This window comes from Streptomyces sp. NPDC058579 (genome assembly GCF_042718575.1).
GTDB lineage: Bacteria > Actinomycetota > Actinomycetes > Streptomycetales > Streptomycetaceae > Streptomyces.
Genome location: NZ_JBHXPI010000005.1, coordinates 18769 through 36097 on the forward strand (window position 1 = coordinate 18769; position 17329 = coordinate 36097).

The window sequence follows — 17329 nt, forward strand, 5'->3', positions numbered from 1 at the left end:
GTCCTGGATCAAGGAGTTGGCCTCACGGTTCGCGGTCGCACTCGCAGTCAAGGCACTGTGGGCCGCGATCACGAGGCTGGCCGTCCGCGACGACGCCTGAGCAGTGCCCATCCGGCCGGTCCTCGGTACCCCTTGCTGAGGGCCGGCTGTTCTGTCCGCCTGCCGGCTGTTTCCCTCCGCCTGTCGCCTGTCGCCTGCCGCCCGCTGTCGCCCCGTTCGCTACGGGATCAGGACCACCTTGCCGATGGTGCCCCGGGTCTCCAGCGCTCGGTGGGCCTCGGCGGCGGCGGCCAGGGGGAAGGTGTGGACGGCCGGGCGGAGGGTGCCGGTGGTGGCCGCGGCGAGGGCGGCGAGTTCGAGGTTGCGGATGTCGCCGCCCGCCTTCTGGAGCATCGTCGGGCCGAGGACGGATTCCGAGGTGATGCCCCTGGCCGCGAGTTCCTTCTCCGTGAACGTGAGCGGTTCGCCGTCCTGGAGGCCCGTGCTGGACCAGCCGAAGACCAGGTGCCGGCCGCCCTTGCCCAGGAGGTCGACCGCCGCGCGGCCCGTGTCCCCGCCGACGGAGTCGAAGACGACCGTCGCCGTCCTGGCGCCCAGGAACGCGCGGACCCGGTCCGGCCAGTCCGGGAGCTTGTAGTCGACGGCCAGGTCGGCGCCGTTCTCGTGGACCCGGGCCACCTTCTCCGGGCCGCCCGCGAGGCCGATGACCGTGGCGCCCGCGTTCTTCGCGTACTGGACGAGGAGGGTGCCGATGCCGCCCGCCGCCGCGGGGACGATCGCGATCGACTGTGGGCCGAGCTCCGTGAACTGGAGGATCCCGAGCGTCGTACGGCCCGTCCCGATCATCGCGACCGCCTCCGCTTCGCCCACGTGGTCCGCCAGGGCGTGGAGCTTGGCCGCGTCGACGACCGCCTTCTCCGCGTAGCCCCCGGGGGCCATGCCCAGGTGGGCGACCACGCGCCGGCCCAGCCACGACGCGTCCGTGCCCTCGCCCAGCGCGTCCACCGTGCCGGCGACCTCGCGGCCCGGGATCGTGGGCAGCTCGGCCGGGGCCGGGAAGGGACCGGTGTGCCCCATGCGCAGGACCGTGTCCAGGAGGTGCACGCCCGCCGCGGCGACCGCGATCCGTACCTGACCGGGGCCGGGGACCGGGTCCTCGACCTCCTCGTACGTGAGGTTCTCGGCCGGGCCGAAGGCGTGGAGCCGGATCGCGTGCATGGTGTACTCCCCGGTCGGTGGGTGGTGTGCGGCTGCGCGTACAGCCTCTGACCTCAAGTGGACTTGAGGTCAAGCCTTCTTGGCGGGCGTGCGTTGTCAGTGGTGCCCGGCACCATGGATCCATGACGACGGGCAGGAAGAAGAAGATCGCGGCAGCGCGGCGGGCGGAGGTGCGGCTGCCGCCCCTGGAGGCGTACGAGGGGGGAGGGCTCGCGCCGGACGGGGACTACGACGGGTTGGAGTTCCGGGGGCTCGACCTGGCGGGGCAGAGCGGGACCGGGGCGCGGTTCCTGGACTGCGCGGTGCGGGACTGCGCGCTGGACGAGACGCGGCTGACCAGAGCGCGCGTCCTGGATTCCGTACTGAGCGGGATCCGTGGCGTCGGTACGGATCTGGCGGGGGCGTCGCTGCGTGACGTGGAGATCGTGGACGCGCGGCTGGGCGGGACGCAGCTGCACGGGTCGGTGCTCGAGCGGGTCCTGGTGAGGGGCGGGAAGCTCGACTATCTGAATCTGCGCGAGGCGAAGCTGAAGGATGTCGTCTTCGACGGCTGCGTGCTCGCCGAGCCCGATTTCGGGGGTGCGGTCCTGGAGCGGGTGGAGTTCCGGGACTGTGTGGTGACGGGGGTGGACTTCAGCGGGGTCCGGATGACGGACGTCGACCTGCGGACGGTGCAGCGGATCGAGATCGCGCGGGGGGTGGACGCGCTCGCGGGTGCCGTGATCAGTACGGGGCAGCTGTTGGACCTCGCGCCGCTGTTCGCCGCCCAGTTGGGGGTGCGGGTGGAGGACCAGGGGTGAAGGAGAGCGTTACGGGAGGCGGGGTTACGGGAGGCGGGGTTACGGGACGCAGGGCTACGGGACGCGGGGGAAGCGGGCCTGGAGGTCCCAGATCACCGGGTTGTCGCCCAGGCCCTCGTGCATGTCGGTGAGGTCGGCGACCAGGTCGTGCAGGAAGTCGCGGGCCTCGCGGCGCAGCTCGCGGTGGCTGAAGGTGACCGGGGGCTCGTCGCCCGGCATCCAGTCGGCCTCCACGTCCACCCAGCCGAAGCGGCGCTCGAAGAGCATCAGGTCCGAGGACTCGGTGAAGTCGAGTTCGGCGTACTGACGCTTCGCGGAGCGGCTGCCGCGCGGGTCGCGGTCCAGCTGCTCGACGATGTCGCACAGCGCCCACGCGAAGTCGAGCACCGGCACCCATCCCCAGGCTGTGGACACCTCGCGGTCGGACTTGGGGTCGGCCAGGTACACGTCTCCGCAGAACAGGTCGTGGCGGAGCGCGTGGACGTCCGCGCGCCGGTAGTCGGTCTGCGGGGGGTCGGGGAAGCGACGCGAGAGGGAGTAGCCGATGTCGAGCACAGACGATGGTCCCACGCGCCCGGACGTCCGCCTGCCCGGGACGGGGTCCTGCCCGGGGGACCGGGTGATGGGTACCTGGGCGGGACGGGGCCTTGCCCGGGGTCGGGTACCCGGGCGGGACGGGGCTCTGCCCGGGGGATGGGTACCTGGGCGGGACGGGGCTCTGCCCGGGGTCGGGTACCCGGGCGGGACGGAGCCCTGCCCGGGGTCGGGTACCCGTCTCGGGACGCGTACGCCCGGGCGAGTGCCTGCCCGGGACGCGTACGCCCGGACGTCTGCCTGCCCGTGACGGGGCCCTGACCCGTACCTGAGCGGGGCGGACGCCCGCCCGCCCGTCCCGTCGCGCTCGCCCCCCTCAGCCCCGTGAGCGGGCGTGGAGGGTGCGGGCCAGGCGGGGGCCCAGCCAGCGCTTCAGGCGGCGGAGGGGTTCCAGGCCGTCCGCCGCGCGGTCGATCCGGTAGTAGAGCTGCGGCGGGATGTGGGGGAGCAGGGGCGAGTGGCGCTGGCCGAGCAGCGCGAACATCTGGCCCGGGGGCAGCCGCATGTAGCGCGGGAGGTTCTCGTACCACCGCGCGCTGTAGCGGGCCGCGCTCTGTGCCGAGAGCAGCTCGGCGCGGCGCCGCCTGCCGTAGCGGGTGAGCGCGGCGTCGAGGCCAGCGGCCCCGGCCCCGGCAACGCTCCCGGCCCCACCCTCAACCCCGCCCGCCCCGCGCAGCGCCTCCGCCAGCGCCAGGGCGTCCTCCAGGGCCAGCGTCGTGCCCGCGCCGATCGAGTAGTGGGTGGTGTGGGCGGCGTCGCCGAGGAGGACCAGGTTGCCGTGGTGCCAGGCGCGGGTCGTCAGGGTGCGGAAGTTCAGCCACTGCGCCGCGTCGTCGTCCTGTGCGCGGCCGATCAGCCGCTGGCCGTCCAGGAGGTCGTGGAACAGCTTCTCCAGCACGTTCAGGCTGTCCGCCTCGCCCATCCGGTCAAGACCGAGCCCCGTCCACGTCTCCGGGGCGCACTCCACCACGCACGTCGACCGCTCGCCGCTGAACCCGTAGGCGTAACACCAGATCCAGCCGTGCTCCGTCTCCTTGAAGGCGAAGCTGAAGGAGTCGAAGACCTTCGTCGTGCCGAGCCAGATGTAGTGGTTCCGGCCCGAGGCGATCTCGGCGCCGAAGTGTCCGGCGTACGCCTCGCGCAGCGCGCTGTTGACCCCGTCCGCCGCGACCACCAGGTCCGCGTCAGCCAGCTCCGGGGCGTCCGGGCCCGTGATCCCGTGCTCGAACTCGACCCGTACGCCCAGGGCCTCCGCCCGCTCCGCGAGGAGCGCGAGCATCCGGCGCCGGCCGATGCCGAAGCCCTCGTCGCCCCGGTGGACGGTCCGCTCGTCGCGGACGATGGCGACGCCGTCCGTCCAGGTCACCGACGCCGCGCTGATCGCGTCCGCCGACTCCGGGTCGCCCGCCCGCAGCTTGTCGAGGAGCCCGGCCCAGTAGGTGACGCCCCAGCCGTACGTGGAGCCGGCCGGGTTCCGTTCGTAGACGGTGATCTCGTGGGACGGGTCCTGCCGCTTCATCAGGATCGAGAAGTACAGGCCGCCGGGCCCACCGCCGACGCAGGCGATCTTCACGCGCGCTCCCACTCGACAACGTCGACAACGCTCAACAGCGCTCAACGACACTCAATGACGGAACGGCTACGGAGGGTAGCAGTCTCAGGACAGCAGACGCTGTTCCTTCGCCACGGCGACGGCGCCCGCACGTGTGTCCACGCCGAGCTTCGCGTAGATCCGCCCCAGGTGGGTCTTCACGGTCGCCTCGCTGATGAAGAGCGCGCGGGCGATCTCGCGGTTGCCGAGGCCGTGCGCGAGCTGGCCCAGGATGTCCCGCTCGCGGTCGGTGAGCGTCGGGCCCGCCGCGCCGCGCATCCGGTCCATGACCCGGCTCGCGACCGGCGGCGACAGGGTCGTACGGCCCTGGGCGGCGGAGTGGATCGCGGCGAACAGCTCCTCCGGGCGCTCCGCCTTCAGCAGGTACCCGGTCGCGCCCGCCTCGATGGCGCGGGTGACGTCGGCGTCCGTGTCGTACGTCGTGAGGACCAGGACGTGCACCCCGGAGCCCGCCCCCGCGATCCGGCGCGTCGCCTCCACGCCGTCGATCCCGGGGCCGAGCTGGAGGTCCATGAGGACGACGTCCGGGCGCATTTTGGCGGCCATCGCGACCGCCTCCTCGCCGCTGCCCGCCTCGCCGACGACCTCGATGTCGTCGGCGCTGCCGAGCAGCGCGAGCAGCCCGGCGCGGACGACGGCGTGGTCGTCGCAGAGCAGGATCCGTACCGTCATGGACCGGCCTCCAGGGTCGTGGGCAGGGGGATGGCGACGGAGAGCACCGTGCCCTCGCCGGGGGTGGACTCCACGGTCAGCGTGCCGCCGAGCTGCTGGGCCCGCACCCGCATCGCGGGCAGCCCGTGGCCGCGGACACCGCTCCTCGCGCCGGCCGACGCCGACGCCGACGGCTCGAAGCCGCGCCCGTCGTCGGCGATGTCGAGGACGACCTGGTCGTCGAGGTAGGTCAGGGTCACGGCGGCGGATCCTGCGGAGGCGTGCTCGCGGACGTTGGCGAGCGCGCCCTGCGCGATGCGCAGCAGCGCGGACTGCACGCGCTCGGGCAGCGGGACCGGTACGCCGTCGACCCGGAAGGCGGCCGACTCGCGCCCCGCGACCGTACGCAGCGCCTCCTGGAGGCCGCCGCCCTCGGCGAGGTCGGCGGGGGCGAGGTCGTGGACGAAGCGGCGGGCCTCGGCGAGGTTGCGTTCGGCGATGGACTCGGCCGTACGGACATGACGGCGGGCGGTCGACGGGTCGCTGTCCCAGGTCCGCTCGGCCGCCTGGAGCAGCATCTGCTGGCTGGACAGGCCCTGCGCGAGGGTGTCGTGGATCTCCATCGAGAGCCGCTGGCGCTCGGCGAGGGTGCCCTCGCGGCGCTCGGTCGCGGCCAGCTCGCGCCGGGTCCGGATCAGGTCGTCGATCAGGGCGCGCTGCCGCTCCGCCTGCCGCTGCGCGTGGACGAAGACGGCGGTGGCGATCGCGGCGACGGCCGGCGGGGCGACCACGAGATCGGGGTCGAAGCCGTTCTTCGACAGCTGGACCTGCGCGGCGACGACGAAGACCGTGAGGAGTGCGACCAGGACGAAGGCGGCGCGGCGCGGGAGCGTGCGCAGGCCCGTGTAGAAGAGCGGCACCGCGCACCAGCCGAAGCTCGGCGCGAGCACCACCAGGAGCATCCAGACCGCGACGACGGTGACCAGCCAGGCGATCCGGCGCGGGGTGGCGCGGGCGCCGAGGGCGGGGCCGAGGAGGTAGAGCGCGGCGAGCGCGGCGGAGAGGAAGACGATCCAGGGGCTGCGGTCCTCCCATGGGTGCCGCAGCAGGAAGCGGGCCAGGGACGCGCCGAGGAGGAGGAAGAAGGCGACGTGCATGACCCGCGCGAGCCAGCGTGCGTCGGGGTCCTCTTCCGGGGCCTGCGCCGTCACTCGAAACTCCTCTGACCTGGGGCTACGTACCCATCCTGGCCCAGGAGGACCAGAGGGCCATCAACCGATCGGCTGACACGCCCGTCGTCCATCATGCGCGACGGCGGCAGCCGGTCCGTGGACCGTACGGGCCCGGAAACGGCCGGAGGATCGATGGCAGAGCGAAGGAACCGCCGGCCCCCACCGGATGGCGCCGACCGCCTCGACCACTGCCCACGCGATACCCCCCGGTCTTTCAAGAGGAGCCCGCCATGAACAAGAAGATCGTCTTCGGTGCCGCCACCGCCGCCGTCCTCGCCGCCGGTACCTTCGGCGCCGTCTCCGCGAACGCCTCCGCCCCGGCCGCCGCGCCCGCCGCCGCCGTCAAGGCCGACGCGTCGAACAAGAACCTGCAGCAGTCCACGCACCTGACGATCGAGGCCGCCACCAAGGCCGCGAAGGCCACCCTGGAGGCCGCCGAGGACGAGAACCAGCGCGTCTCGGTCGCCGTCGTCGACCGCAACGGCAACACCATCGTGACCCTCCGTGGCGACGGTGCGGGCCCGCAGTCCTACGAGTCGGCCGAGCGCAAGGCGTTCACCGCCGTCTCCTGGAACGCCCCGACCTCCGTCCTCGCCGGCCGCCTCGCCCAGGCCCCGAACCTGAAGGACATCCCCGGCACGCTGTTCCTCGCCGGTGGCGCCCCGGTGACCGTCAAGGGCGCCCCGATCGCCGGCATCGGCGTCGCCGGTGCCCCGAGCGGGGACCTGGACGAGAAGTTCGCGCAGGCGGGCGTCGCGGCGCTCGCCAAGTAAGGCCCGTCGCCAAGTAAGGCTCGCCGCCGAGCAGGGCTCGGCACGTAAGGCTCGGCTCGCCTAGGCGAGTCGTACGAGAGGTGCCGCCCGGACCCCCGCCGGGCGGCACCTTCGGCGTACCCCCGCCTAAGATCGATTCGTGGACATACGCAGCCGAACCGCCCTGGCGACCGCCCTCGCCGGGCTGCTCGTGCTCGTCGGCTGCACCGGCGGCACGGTCGGCGCGAGCGGGAGCGGGAGCGGCGGCATCGACATCGGCGGGGTGCACGGCACGCCCGGCGCGGCCGGGCTGCGCGACCCGTACTTCCCCAAGCTCGGCAACGGCGGCTACGACGTCAGCCACTACGCGCTCGACCTCCGCTACGACCCGAAGCGCGGCCGGCTCGACGCGACGGCCATGATCACGGCCCGCGCGACCCAGGACCTCAGCGCCTTCAACCTCGATCTCGCCGGGCTCACCGTCGACTCCGCCTCCGTCGACGACGCCCCGGCCGCCGTCAACCGCGCCGGGAACGAGCTGACGCTCCGGCCGCGTGACGACATCGACAAGGGCGAGGAGTTCCGTACGAAGGTCACGTACTCCGGCGTACCCGAGACGATCACCGACCCCGACGGCTCGCAGGAGGGCTGGCTGCGGACGGCCGACGGCGCCCTCGCGCTGGGGCAGCCGGCCGGCTCCATGGCCTGGTTCCCCGGCAATCACCACCCGTCCGACAAGGCGGAGTACGACATCACGCTGACCGTCCCGGCCGGCACGCAGGGCGTCGCCAACGGCGTACGGACCTCCGAGCGGACCGCGAACGGCCGGACCACGACCGTCTGGCACGTCGCCGAGCCGATGGCGAGCTACCTCGCGACCGTGGGGATCGGCAAGTACACGACGAAGGTGTCGGCGACGCCGTCCGGGCTGCCCGTGCTCACCGCCGCCGACCCGACGGTCGCCGAGCGGAGCGCCAAGCTGCTTGACCGGATCCCCGAGCTCATCGCCTGGCAGGAGGAGAACTTCGGTCCGTACCCCTTCTCCGCCGCCGGAGCCGTGGTCGAGCGGACCGGTGACGCGGGCTACGCCCTGGAGACCCAGACCCGGCCGGTCTTCCCGCTGGACGCGTTCACGCCGGAGATCCTCGCGCACGAGCTGGCGCACCAGTGGTTCGGCAACTCGGTCACGCCCGAGACCTGGCAGGACATCTGGCTGAGCGAGGGCTTCGCGGTGTACGCGGAGTGGCTGTACGCGGAGGACTTCGAGGACGTCCCCGCGCGCACCAGCTTCGAGGCGGCGTTCGAGTCCGACGCCAACTGGGCCTTCCCGCCCGCCGAACCGCCCTCGGCCGAGAACCTCTTCGACCCGCCCGTGTACCAGCGGGGTGCGATGGTCATCCACAAGATCCGTGAGCGGGTCGGCGACGAGACGTTCTACGAGATCCTGGCCGGCTGGCCGGCGACCCACCGTCACGGCAACGCCTCCACCGCCGACTTCACCGCCTACGTGGAGGACGTGGCGGGCGAAGACCTGGACGACGTGTGGGACGTGTGGCTGTACGGGAACGGGAAGCCGGCGCAGCCGGACTAGAACTTCTCCGGTCCGGGTTACGACCCGCTCGCGCCCGACCTGAACAGGATGTCCTCGACCGCGCGCAGGTCGCGGTTCCAGAACGTCGTCTTGGGGTTGGGGCCGACGTTCAGGTGGCCGAGGTCCTTGGGGACCGAGACGTCGAGCATCGCGACGTCGTTGTTGCTGCCGAGCGCGCGGTCCTGGTAGCCGATGGACACCGCCTCCACGGCGACCGTCTGCTCACCGCCCTTGAAGAGGAACAGGCCCGCGTACGCCTTCTGCTTCGGCCCGATCGTGGCGATCGCCTTCGGCTTGGGCCCCATCGCCGGGATCGGGCCGTCGATCTCGGCGCCGAAGCCGATGCGCGGGTAGTGGTAGAGGGTGCACGGCTTGTCGGTGAAGTTGGTGGCCGTGATGAGCAGGTGCTGGCCCGAGTCCTGTCGCCAGGCCGATGTGGCGATCGACAGGTCGTTGTCGTTGCAGGCCACGGTGGCCGTGGAGCCGCCTCCACCGCCGTCACCCGTCTTGCTCGGTGCGGGGGTGGTGGGGGGCGTCGTGCTCGGCGGGGCGGACGTCGGGGCGTTCGAGGGGGGAGTGGCCGACGACGGAGTGGCGGACGCCGTGGGCTTCTTGGCGTCGGCGGCCGGGTCGTCGGGCTGACAGGCCGTGGTCGTGAGGAGCGCGGCGGCGGCCGCGAATCCGAGGGTGCAGGTCTTCCATCTGGCTGAGCGAGCAGTGCGCATGAGTAGCCCCCGTGTACTTCGCTTGGACATCGCTTGGCTGGAATCGTGTGCTCGACCGATCCTCTGCCCTGGCGGCATCGGGGACATCCGTGGCCCGGGGGACCGTTACGGAGTCAGGACCTGAGGTCGACATTCCGCAGGGGTCGGGGGCGCGGGGCGGGGCGCGGGCAGGGGAGAGCCCCGGCGCGCTCGGCGCGCCGGGGCTCCCTGGGACGTGCGTACGTCAGAGGTTGACGCCGAAGTCGCGGGCGATGCCCTCCAGGCCGGAGGCGTAGCCCTGGCCGACCGCGCGGAACTTCCACTCCTGGCCGCTGCGGTACAGCTCGCCGAAGACCATGGCGGTCTCGACGGCGGCGTCCTCGGAGAGGTCGTAGCGGGCGAGCTCGGCGCCGCCGGCCTGGTTGATGATGCGGATGTACGCGTTCCGCACCTGGCCGAAGTTCTGCGAGCGGTTGACCGCGTCGTAGATGGAGACCGGGAAGACGATCTTGTCGACGTTGGCCGGGAGGCCCGCGAGGTTGACGTTGATCTGCTCGTCGTCGCCACCGCCCTCGCCCGTGCGGTTGTCGCCGGTGTGAACGATGGTCTGGTCCGGCGTCGACTTGTTGTTGAAGAAGACGAAGTGCGCGTCGGAGGCGACCTTGCCGGCGCCGTCGACGCCGATGGCGGAGGCGTCGAGGTCGAAGTCGGTGCCGGTGGTGGTACGGACGTCCCAGCCGAGGCCCACGGTGACGGCGGTCAGGCCCGGAGCCTCCTTGGTCAGGGAGACGTTGCCGCCCTTGGACAGGCTTACAGCCATGGGAAGTCCCTTTCTTCGTGCTTCATGTGGTCCTGCGTTCGTCACCCGGGATAACGCGGACGATGCCCCGCCGGTTCCATGCTGCGGAATCCATACGAAAACAGGATGACGTGGGGGAGCACGTCCAGGGAACATGGACACATGTCCGGTCCCTATCTGATCCGCGGCTCCGTCTCACTGCCCGAGGCCGAGCTCATGTGGCGTTTCTCGCGGTCGTCGGGGCCGGGCGGGCAGCACGTCAACACCAGCGACTCGCAGGTGGAGCTCCGCTTCGACCTCGCGTCGACGGAGGCGCTGCCCGAGGTCTGGAAGGCGCGCGCGCTCGAACGGCTCGCCTCGCGGCTCGTGGGTGGGGTGGTGACGGTCCGCGCGTCGGAGCACCGCTCGCAGTGGCGCAACCGCGAGACGGCGGCCGTCCGCCTGGCCGCGCTGCTCGCGGAGGCGACGGCCCCGCCGCCGAAGCCCCGGCGGGCGACGAAGATCCCGCGCGGGATCAACGAGCGCCGGCTCCGGGTGAAGAAGCAGCGCTCGGACACGAAGCGGGGGCGCCAGGGCCGCGGCTGGCGCTGACCCGGCGCCAGGCGGCCGTGCGCCCAGGGCTTCACGCGCCCCGCGCCCGGGCCTCACGCGCCAGGTGCCCCGCGCCCAGGGCCTCACCCCAACCTGCGGTACTTCCCCCGGAAGTACGTCAGCGGGTTGTCCTCCGTCGCCGTCGGGACCTTCGCCGTGAGGACGCGGGCCACCACCAGGGTGTGGTCGCCCGCCACCACCCGGTTCTCCGTACGGCATTCGAGCGTCGCGAGCGCGCCCGCGAGCAGTGGGGCGCCGCTCTCCTCGCCCCGGACGGTGGGGACGTCCGCGAAGAGCAGGCGGTCGCTCACCCGGCCCTTCATCGCGAAGCGGCCCGCGATGTGGCGCTGCTGCTCGGAGAGGACCGAGACCGCCCACACCGGGACCTCGGCGAGCAGGTCGTCCATGCGGGAGCCGTTGCGCAGGCTCACCAGGACCAGTGGCGGGTCCAGGGAGACCGACATGAACGCGGTCGCCGTCATCCCGACGTCCTCGCCGCGCGGGCCGTCGTCCGGGTCGTGCGCCGTCACCAGGACCACGCCCGCCGCCAGGCGGGACATCGCCGCCCGGAACTCGTCGTTGCTCACCCCCTCAGCATGAGGGATCGCCAGATCCGAAGTGGGGGGCGGGGAAGGCGTCGTCGTCAGCACACCCGCACGCTAGCCCCGGCCCACGCCCCCATACATCGGGCCCCGGGACCAGGCCAAGCACCCCCGCCGGTCCTAGGACCATCGGCCCCGGGATCGTACGGCCCTGTTCGCTTTGCGTTCACGAAGGCGCGGAAGCGCGTTCCGGAGGCCTCCCGAGACGCTCCGCACCCCTCGCTCATCCCTTACTCACCCCTTGTGACTTGAGTCACAGAGCGCAGTATTTGTTGACCCTGTGTACCGGGTGCACAGCTCGCTGTGATTCAGTGGCGGGGACAATGCAGCACGAGAGCCGATGAGAACCCCTGGAGTTGCTGTCGAGGTCTCGGGGAGAGCGAGCGATGGAGACCGAGTCGGAGCCGTACGTCCGTCTTGCGACCCTGCGGCAGCTGCATCAGGTCGTGGCCGACCTCAATACAGCCCGCAGTCTGGCGGACACCCTGCAGACCGTTGCCGACGGCATCGTCGCCGGTCTCAACTACGAGCTGGCCTGCGTCAACCTCGTCCGCCCCGACGGTGACCTGGTCGTCGCCGCCTTCGCCGGCAGCCCCGCCGCCGAAGCGCTGATCACCGGCCGGGTCGGCTCCCGCGCCTCCTGGGAACGCCGCCTCTCCATGGGCGTCGCCTGGGGTGACCTGCGGTTCATCCCGCACACCGAGGGCTGGGTCCTCATAGAGGACGACGTCCCGCAGTGGCACACCGAGGGCCCCGCCCCCCGCTTCGAGGACGAGTGGCACCCGCACGACCGCCTCTACGCCCCCATGTACGCCTCGGGCACAGGGCGCGAACTGCTCGGAGTCATCTCCGTCGACCGGCCCCGCAACGGCCGGCACCCCGGACCCTGGGGCCAGGAGGCCCTGCAGATGTACGCCTCCCAGTCGGCGATCGCGATCAGCAACGCCCGGCTGCGAGCAAACATGCAGCGGGCCCTCGTCCGGCTGGAACGCGAGCAGCAGGCCCTGCGCGCCAGCGAAGAGTCGTTCCGGCAGGCCTTCGAGTACGCCCCCTCCGGCATGGCCATCGCCGAGATGGGCGGCGACCAGCACGGCCGCCTGCTGCGCACCAACGACGCCCTGTGCCGCCTCCTCGGCCGGCCGGCCTCCGTGATGCGCCGCTACTCCTTCGCCGACCTCGTCCACCCCGAGGACATAGGGCTTCTGCTGCGCACCTCCGCCGAGGGCGGCCGCGCCGAGCTGCGCCTCGGCCGCCGCGACGGGACGTACGTCTGGGTCTCCCTCCGTAACTCCGTCGTCGCCGACACCGCCGACGGACCGCGCTTCCTCCTCACCCACGTCGAGGACATCGAGGAGCGCAAGCGTCACGAGCTCCAGCTCGCCCACCGCGCCTCGCACGACGCCCTCACCGGCCTGCCCAACAGCGCCGAGCTGCGCTCGCGGCTCAGCGCCCGGCTGTGCGAGCGCCCGCACGCGACGCCGGAGACCGACTACGACACCCCGTACGGCCACGAGCACGGCTTCGGCTTCGACGCGGGGCCGGGCGCGGGCGGTCCGTACGACCATCACGTCCACTCCGTCGCCCCGGCCGGCGGTGACATCGACGACGGTACGAAGGGGCTCGCGGTCCTCTTCTGCGACCTCGACGGCTTCAAGTCGATCAACGACCGCTTCGGGCACCACACCGGCGACGCCGTGCTCATCGAGGTCGCCCGGCGGCTCACCACCGGCGTCCGGGACGGGGACACCGTCGCCCGCCTCGGCGGAGACGAGTTCGTCGTCCTCGCCGACGGCCTCGGCGCGGCCGACGCGGCCGACCTGGCCGTGCGGCTCCGCAACGCGATCATTCCGCCGATCCGCGTCGACGGGCGGGCGGTCCGGGTCGGGGCGAGTTTCGGCATCGGCTGGGCCGAGTGCGGAATGACCGTCGAAGAGGTCCTGAACTCCGCCGACCAGCGGATGTACATCGAGAAGCGGTCCCGGGCCAAGGTCCACCGCCGCGCCGGATAAGGGTGCGCGGACCCCTCGCTTGTCAAGGTCCGGATCGTCGGGTTCTCCGTTCGGGGTAGGCTCGGCCGGTCGGCGACGGCTGGCGAGCATGGATAGGAGTGACCAGGGATGGCTGCCGGTAACGACGGCGCGAACACGCCCGAGGACGACGATCCGTTCGGCTACCTGTACGCGGACGGCCAGGCGGCAGGCGCCCAGCCGCCCGGTCAGGGCGGTGGCTACGGCTACCCCGGACCGGCCGCGCAGCCGGGCGTGCCCCGGACCTCGTACAACCAGGTCAGAACGGTCGGCGAGCGCCAGTACGGCGGTCAGCAGCAGTACGGCCAGGGTCCGCAGGGCGGCCCCGGCGGCTACCCGCCGCAGCCCGGGCAGCAGGTCCCGCACCAGCCCGGGTACGGCCAGCCGCACCCGCAGTACGCCGCGCCCGAGACGTACCCGGGCGGCTCGCAGACCCGGCAGATCCCGCACCAGCGCGGTGGCGGTGGCGGCGGTCGCGGACCGAACACCAGGGGTCTGCTCATCGGCGCGATCGCGGTCGTCGTGGTCGTCGTGATCGGTATCACGGCCGCCGTGATCACCAACTCCGGCGGCGACGACACCAACGGCGGCAACGCCGGCGGCAAGCCGACCGGCGGGACCACCCAGAGCCAGGGCACCCCGTCCGGCGAGCCCAGCACCAAGCCGTCGGAGGCCCCGCTGCCGCAGCAGGACGCGGCCACGCTCAAGCTGGGCGGCTCGGCGTCCCTCGCCAAGGACATCAAGGGCGCGGAGGGCGTGACCGGCGCCTACGTGACCGGCTTCAACGCTGTCGGCTCGTCCGTCACCTGGCAGACCGAGGTGCCCGCCGAGGGCGCGTACAAGATGTCGGTCCGGTACGCGATCCCGGCCAAGGACGCCAACGCCACGGTGACGGTCAACGGCAAGGCGAACACCAACCCGATGAACCTGAAGAACTTCATCGGCTCGTCGGACCCGAACCTGGAGAAGAACTGGCAGACCACCTGGTCCCAGGTGACGCTCCAGAAGGGCAAGAACACGATCATGCTCTCCTGCGAGCAGGGGAACCAGTGTGACGTGATCTTCGACTGGGTGAAGATCGACAACCTCTGAGCCGTACGGCTCGAAGGGCGCCGGGGTGGACGAGCGGTACGTCCACCCCGGCGCCCTTTCACATGCCGATCCCGTCGTTGCCACGAGGCCCCGGCGGCTGCGGCGGCTGCTGCTCGGGCCCGGACCGTGCGGGACCGCTCGGTCCGGCACCCGGCGCGGGCGCGGCCGGACCACGCTTACCGGCGGCGCCGGGCTGGTTGTGGATGAACCCCGCCTGCCAGCCGGGCGCAGGGTTCTCGGGCGCGGCGGGACGGGGGGCGGCGCTCTCGGGGGCAGGCTGCTTGTGCGCGATACCCGCCTGCCACCCCGGTCGGGGTGGTTCCGGTGCGGGTTGTTGAGGTGTGGGTTGCTGCGGCACGGGCGCTTGCGGCGTGGGTTGCTGAGGCGCCGGTTGCTGAGGAGCGGGTTGCTGCGGTGCCGCTTGCTGAGGAGCGGGTTGCTGCGGTGCCGCTTGCTCTGGCGCCGGTTGCTCCTGCCCCGGCCCCTCCCGCTGCGCGCCGATCTGGGCCTGCTGCGGCGCCGGTTGCACCAGTTCCGGTGCCTCGGGCGTGAGCACCTGACCGTTCGGTCCCTGGACCGTGCGGGCCGCGTCACGCTCCTGCGCGGTGACCATCATCTCGGGGCCGCGCTGCGGCAGCGGCGTCTGCTCCATGGTCGCCTGGACCAAGGCCTGCATAGCGTGGTCCCAGGAATACTGCTGCAGTACTTCCCGCAGGTAGAGCGCATCGGCCTGGCGCTGGGGGAGCTCCTGATCCAGCTGGTTGATCGCTTTCATCCATGCCTTGGCGCGGCTCGTGCCGTCGGTCGGCTCGGGCACCACGCACCGCTCGCCGATCTCCGCCGGCACGCGATCGGTGTCCTGGAAGAACATCGCGGCGCCGCTCTCCTCGTTGACCAGTACGGGAACACCGTGGGCCAGTCCCTCGGCTGCCACCATGCCGTAACCCTCGTGCTTCGAGGGCATGATCACCGCGTGGGAGCCCCTGATGTCCTCATTGAGCTCTTCCACGTTGCTCGTGCGGCCCTTGACCGTCGCGTTTCCGCCACTGAGTTTTGCGAGTTTGGCCGTTGCCGCTTCTATTTCCTCATCCTTGACACCTCGGACGGTGAGGTGGACGGAAACGCCGGCCTTGTTCAGCAGGCCTATCGCCTCCGCGGCGTCGTCCACGCCCTTGAGGGGGTCGTCGACCCGCCCCATGACCAAGATGTTCAGTCGGTCCGGTGCGGGGTCGTGCTGCACCGGATCATAAATTCGGGTGCCCGGGATGACTTCATGGGAATGCGGGATATGCGAGCCATCTGCGGAAAGCTGTCTGCTCGCTTCCGACAGGAGAGGTCCGACTCCGGCCGCGACGTCCGCGCGCGCCAAGGTTTCACGTTCGACCGAAGAGTCCTCGAAGGCCTTTTCCGTCGCCTTTTCGTGGGAAAGCCCCTTTACGAACGGCAGCCGTTCGGGGCTTGTGTGCAGGAAGTGCACCACGCGCGCGTCCGGATACCAGTTCTCGCGCAGCTCGGCAGCGGCCGGTCCGGAGAAGCGCGAGTGCCCGATGATCATGTCGTAGGGCTGGCTCGCCGGGTCTTCCAGACCATGCGTCGTGGGGTCCTGGCCGGCGACGTGCTCGATCCAGTCCCGCCCCTTCACCCCCTCCGGGGGTTGCGTGGTCACCTCCCTCTGTATGCCTTGGTGCTGGGGCATTTCAGGGTTGGCCGTGAACAACGTGACGTTGTGCTGGCGGGCGAGAGCCTCGGCCATCTCCTGGTTGAATACCTCCACACCTCCCGCGCCTCTGCCGCTGTTGTCCGACACGACGAGAATGTTGTACCGCTTGTCAGTCATTGGTCCCCCCGTATTCCTCTATCACCACTCGCCCTGCGTCAGAAGCCGTAGGTTTCCCGCAGTTCGCGGCCGATTCCCTCGGAGATGAAGTCCGTCAGGTCGAAGGCGGAGAGGTGCATGATGCCGGATTCCGCACCCGGGTGGATCCTCGCGGCGTACTCGTCCAGGATCTCCGCCAGAACTCCCGCGCGAGCGGCAGAGATGGCGACGTGGTCCGGGTCTCCCTTCTCGCGGAAGGTGCGGACCTCTCCGGGGTGCGGCGCCCTCGGCTTCCGCCCGAGCTCGGCACTGCGGGCGAAGAATTTCCCCTCGGCTCCGATCGGGCCGGGAACCGGCTGGCCCTCGGGCCAGTCCACTCCTGCGGTCGAGTGCACGCTCGGGTCGATCAACTCGTGCTGCTCCCGCCAGAACACCCTCGACCGCCCGGCCAGAAGATCCTGAACGTCCTGCGCTGCCAGCGTCGTCGTGGGGTTCACCGAGAAATCCGAGGACTCCCGCATGTACGCCAGGGTGGGCATGTTCTCCGATGCGCGCGAGGCCGCCCGGAAGAGTGCGTCATACCGCGGCCGCAGGTCGTCCACGTCGGACGGCCGGTGGGACACGCGCGCCACGTTGACCGCTCCGACGGGGTGCGGGGTCGGGGCGTTCGCGCCCATCGCCGCCCGCAGTTCGTCGGCCGCCACGTGTACCAGCCGGCTCAACTCCGCCGTGTTGCCGGCGATCTTCAGCGCAGGCCGCCCCGGCGCCAGCCGGTTGACCAGGTCGGCGAACGGGAGGGTCAGCGTCATCATGTGACCCTCAGGCACGACCACGGCCCGCCCCGGCACCAGGTAGTCGTTCAGATACGGCTCGCTCCGGGTCTCCCACGGGCCCGGGTCCGCGGCCATCCGGGCCTCCCACTCCGCCACCGCCTCGGCGAAGGTGATCGGCCGGTCGACAGGCCCGGCGGCGCGCCGGGAGATCAGATGACGCGTGGGATCCGACGGCTCCCCCTCCTGCGGCGCGGGACCCTCGGAGACGGACAGCGCCGCCTCCAACTCCCGCCATGCCGCGCGGCGCTCCTCCGACCACCCCCCGCCCAGACTGTCCAGGCGCCATACGCGGTTCTCCTCTTGCCACATCATCCGCGACGCCGCCGAATAGATCATTTCGTATGCGTCGGCAAGTTCCAGTTGGCCGCTCATCCCGACTCTCCTTCACGATCGATCAACTCACCCACATCCTCAC

At 71.6% G+C, this 17329-nt stretch carries 16 protein-coding genes; 6 read left to right on the forward strand and 10 right to left on the reverse strand.

The features are described from left to right. Nucleotides 1-219 precede the first annotated feature (219 nt). A complete protein-coding gene (locus ACFWRO_RS08875) occupies nucleotides 220-1218 on the reverse strand; it encodes a zinc-binding dehydrogenase (RefSeq protein ID WP_384506398.1) in 999 nt (332 codons plus the stop codon). A gap of 122 nt (nucleotides 1219-1340) precedes the next feature. On the opposite strand from ACFWRO_RS08875, the gene ACFWRO_RS08880 reads away from it, so the two are divergent. Continuing rightward, nucleotides 1341-2018 (forward strand): pentapeptide repeat-containing protein, encoded by a 678-nt coding sequence (locus ACFWRO_RS08880; protein WP_384506401.1) that lies wholly within the window; start codon nucleotides 1341-1343, stop codon nucleotides 2016-2018. Nucleotides 2019-2072: 54 nt separating this feature from the next. Here the strand turns inward: ACFWRO_RS08880 and ACFWRO_RS08885 are convergent, their stop codons facing one another. From ACFWRO_RS08885 to ACFWRO_RS08900, 4 genes are all read right to left on the reverse strand, one after another. Next, nucleotides 2073-2573, reverse strand: coding sequence for a hypothetical protein (locus ACFWRO_RS08885; RefSeq protein ID WP_384507174.1), 501 nt, complete (start codon nucleotides 2571-2573; stop codon nucleotides 2073-2075). Nucleotides 2574-2928: 355 nt separating this feature from the next. Next, a complete protein-coding gene (locus ACFWRO_RS08890; RefSeq protein ID WP_384506404.1) occupies nucleotides 2929-4185 on the reverse strand; it encodes an FAD-dependent monooxygenase in 1257 nt (418 codons plus the stop codon). A gap of 84 nt (nucleotides 4186-4269) precedes the next feature. Then, nucleotides 4270-4896: a response regulator gene (locus ACFWRO_RS08895; RefSeq protein ID WP_384506407.1), complete on the reverse strand. Its 627-nt coding sequence runs from the start codon at nucleotides 4894-4896 to the stop codon at nucleotides 4270-4272. Continuing rightward, nucleotides 4893-6032, reverse strand: coding sequence for a sensor histidine kinase (locus tag ACFWRO_RS08900; RefSeq protein ID WP_384507177.1), 1140 nt, complete (start codon nucleotides 6030-6032; stop codon nucleotides 4893-4895). The genes ACFWRO_RS08895 and ACFWRO_RS08900 overlap by 4 nt, the downstream gene beginning before the upstream one ends. A gap of 305 nt (nucleotides 6033-6337) precedes the next feature. Between ACFWRO_RS08900 and ACFWRO_RS08905 the strand changes: the two genes are divergently transcribed. Beyond that, nucleotides 6338-6880 (forward strand): heme-binding protein, encoded by a 543-nt coding sequence (locus ACFWRO_RS08905; RefSeq protein ID WP_384506409.1) that lies wholly within the window; start codon nucleotides 6338-6340, stop codon nucleotides 6878-6880. Between the two features lie 139 nt (nucleotides 6881-7019). Continuing rightward, nucleotides 7020-8450 carry a M1 family metallopeptidase gene (locus tag ACFWRO_RS08910; protein ID WP_384506412.1) on the forward strand — a complete coding sequence of 477 codons (1431 nt, stop codon included), beginning with the start codon at nucleotides 7020-7022 and terminating at the stop codon, nucleotides 8448-8450. Between the two features lie 17 nt (nucleotides 8451-8467). Here ACFWRO_RS08910 and ACFWRO_RS08915 read toward each other — a convergent pair whose 3' ends face one another. Beyond that, nucleotides 8468-9175 (reverse strand): DUF4232 domain-containing protein, encoded by a 708-nt coding sequence (locus tag ACFWRO_RS08915; protein WP_384506415.1) that lies wholly within the window; start codon nucleotides 9173-9175, stop codon nucleotides 8468-8470. Nucleotides 9176-9398: 223 nt separating this feature from the next. Continuing rightward, on the reverse strand, nucleotides 9399-9974 hold the full coding sequence (locus tag ACFWRO_RS08920) for a TerD family protein (protein ID WP_384506419.1): 576 nt from the start codon (nucleotides 9972-9974) through the stop codon (nucleotides 9399-9401). Nucleotides 9975-10115: 141 nt separating this feature from the next. Here ACFWRO_RS08920 and arfB point away from each other — a divergent pair, with 141 nt between their 5' ends. Beyond that, nucleotides 10116-10544 carry an alternative ribosome rescue aminoacyl-tRNA hydrolase ArfB gene (gene arfB, locus ACFWRO_RS08925; protein WP_384506422.1) on the forward strand — a complete coding sequence of 143 codons (429 nt, stop codon included), beginning with the start codon at nucleotides 10116-10118 and terminating at the stop codon, nucleotides 10542-10544. 83 nt (nucleotides 10545-10627) lie between these two features. On the opposite strand, the gene ACFWRO_RS08930 is transcribed toward arfB, so the two are convergent. Next, nucleotides 10628-11194 (reverse strand): flavin reductase family protein, encoded by a 567-nt coding sequence (locus ACFWRO_RS08930; protein ID WP_384506425.1) that lies wholly within the window; start codon nucleotides 11192-11194, stop codon nucleotides 10628-10630. A gap of 338 nt (nucleotides 11195-11532) precedes the next feature. Between ACFWRO_RS08930 and cdgB the strand changes: the two genes are divergently transcribed. Further along, a complete protein-coding gene (gene cdgB / locus ACFWRO_RS08935; RefSeq protein ID WP_384506428.1) occupies nucleotides 11533-13155 on the forward strand; it encodes a diguanylate cyclase CdgB in 1623 nt (540 codons plus the stop codon). Nucleotides 13156-13263: 108 nt separating this feature from the next. After that, on the forward strand, nucleotides 13264-14265 hold the full coding sequence (locus ACFWRO_RS08940) for a CBM35 domain-containing protein (protein ID WP_384506430.1): 1002 nt from the start codon (nucleotides 13264-13266) through the stop codon (nucleotides 14263-14265). A gap of 58 nt (nucleotides 14266-14323) precedes the next feature. Here the strand turns inward: ACFWRO_RS08940 and ACFWRO_RS08945 are convergent, their stop codons facing one another. Together ACFWRO_RS08945 and ACFWRO_RS08950 are read right to left on the reverse strand one after the other, a co-directional pair. Further along, a complete protein-coding gene (locus ACFWRO_RS08945; protein WP_384506434.1) occupies nucleotides 14324-16102 on the reverse strand; it encodes a glycosyltransferase family 4 protein in 1779 nt (592 codons plus the stop codon). Nucleotides 16103-16140: 38 nt separating this feature from the next. Further along, nucleotides 16141-17286, reverse strand: a complete 1146-nt coding sequence (locus ACFWRO_RS08950) for a hypothetical protein (RefSeq protein ID WP_384506436.1) — start codon at nucleotides 17284-17286, stop codon at nucleotides 16141-16143. Nucleotides 17287-17329 lie beyond the last annotated feature (43 nt).

Bases quoted from the DNA above. Each gene is read 5' to 3' on its own strand.
- ACFWRO_RS08875 (WP_384506398.1), bottom strand. From the start codon at position 1,218: ATGCACGCGATCCGGCTCCACGCCTTCGGCCCGGCCGAGAACCTCACG.
- ACFWRO_RS08880 (WP_384506401.1), top strand. From the start codon at position 1,341: ATGACGACGGGCAGGAAGAAGAAGATCGCGGCAGCGCGGCGGGCGGAG.
- ACFWRO_RS08895 (WP_384506407.1), bottom strand. From the start codon at position 4,896: ATGACGGTACGGATCCTGCTCTGCGACGACCACGCCGTCGTCCGCGCC.
- ACFWRO_RS08900 (WP_384507177.1), bottom strand. From the start codon at position 6,032: ATGCACGTCGCCTTCTTCCTCCTCCTCGGCGCGTCCCTGGCCCGCTTC.
- ACFWRO_RS08905 (WP_384506409.1), top strand. From the start codon at position 6,338: ATGAACAAGAAGATCGTCTTCGGTGCCGCCACCGCCGCCGTCCTCGCC.
- ACFWRO_RS08915 (WP_384506415.1), bottom strand. From the start codon at position 9,175: ATGCGCACTGCTCGCTCAGCCAGATGGAAGACCTGCACCCTCGGATTC.
- ACFWRO_RS08920 (WP_384506419.1), bottom strand. From the start codon at position 9,974: ATGGCTGTAAGCCTGTCCAAGGGCGGCAACGTCTCCCTGACCAAGGAG.
- arfB (WP_384506422.1), top strand. From the start codon at position 10,116: ATGTCCGGTCCCTATCTGATCCGCGGCTCCGTCTCACTGCCCGAGGCC.
- cdgB (WP_384506428.1), top strand. From the start codon at position 11,533: ATGGAGACCGAGTCGGAGCCGTACGTCCGTCTTGCGACCCTGCGGCAG.
- ACFWRO_RS08940 (WP_384506430.1), top strand. From the start codon at position 13,264: ATGGCTGCCGGTAACGACGGCGCGAACACGCCCGAGGACGACGATCCG.
- ACFWRO_RS08945 (WP_384506434.1), bottom strand. From the start codon at position 16,102: ATGACTGACAAGCGGTACAACATTCTCGTCGTGTCGGACAACAGCGGC.
- ACFWRO_RS08950 (WP_384506436.1), bottom strand. From the start codon at position 17,286: ATGAGCGGCCAACTGGAACTTGCCGACGCATACGAAATGATCTATTCG.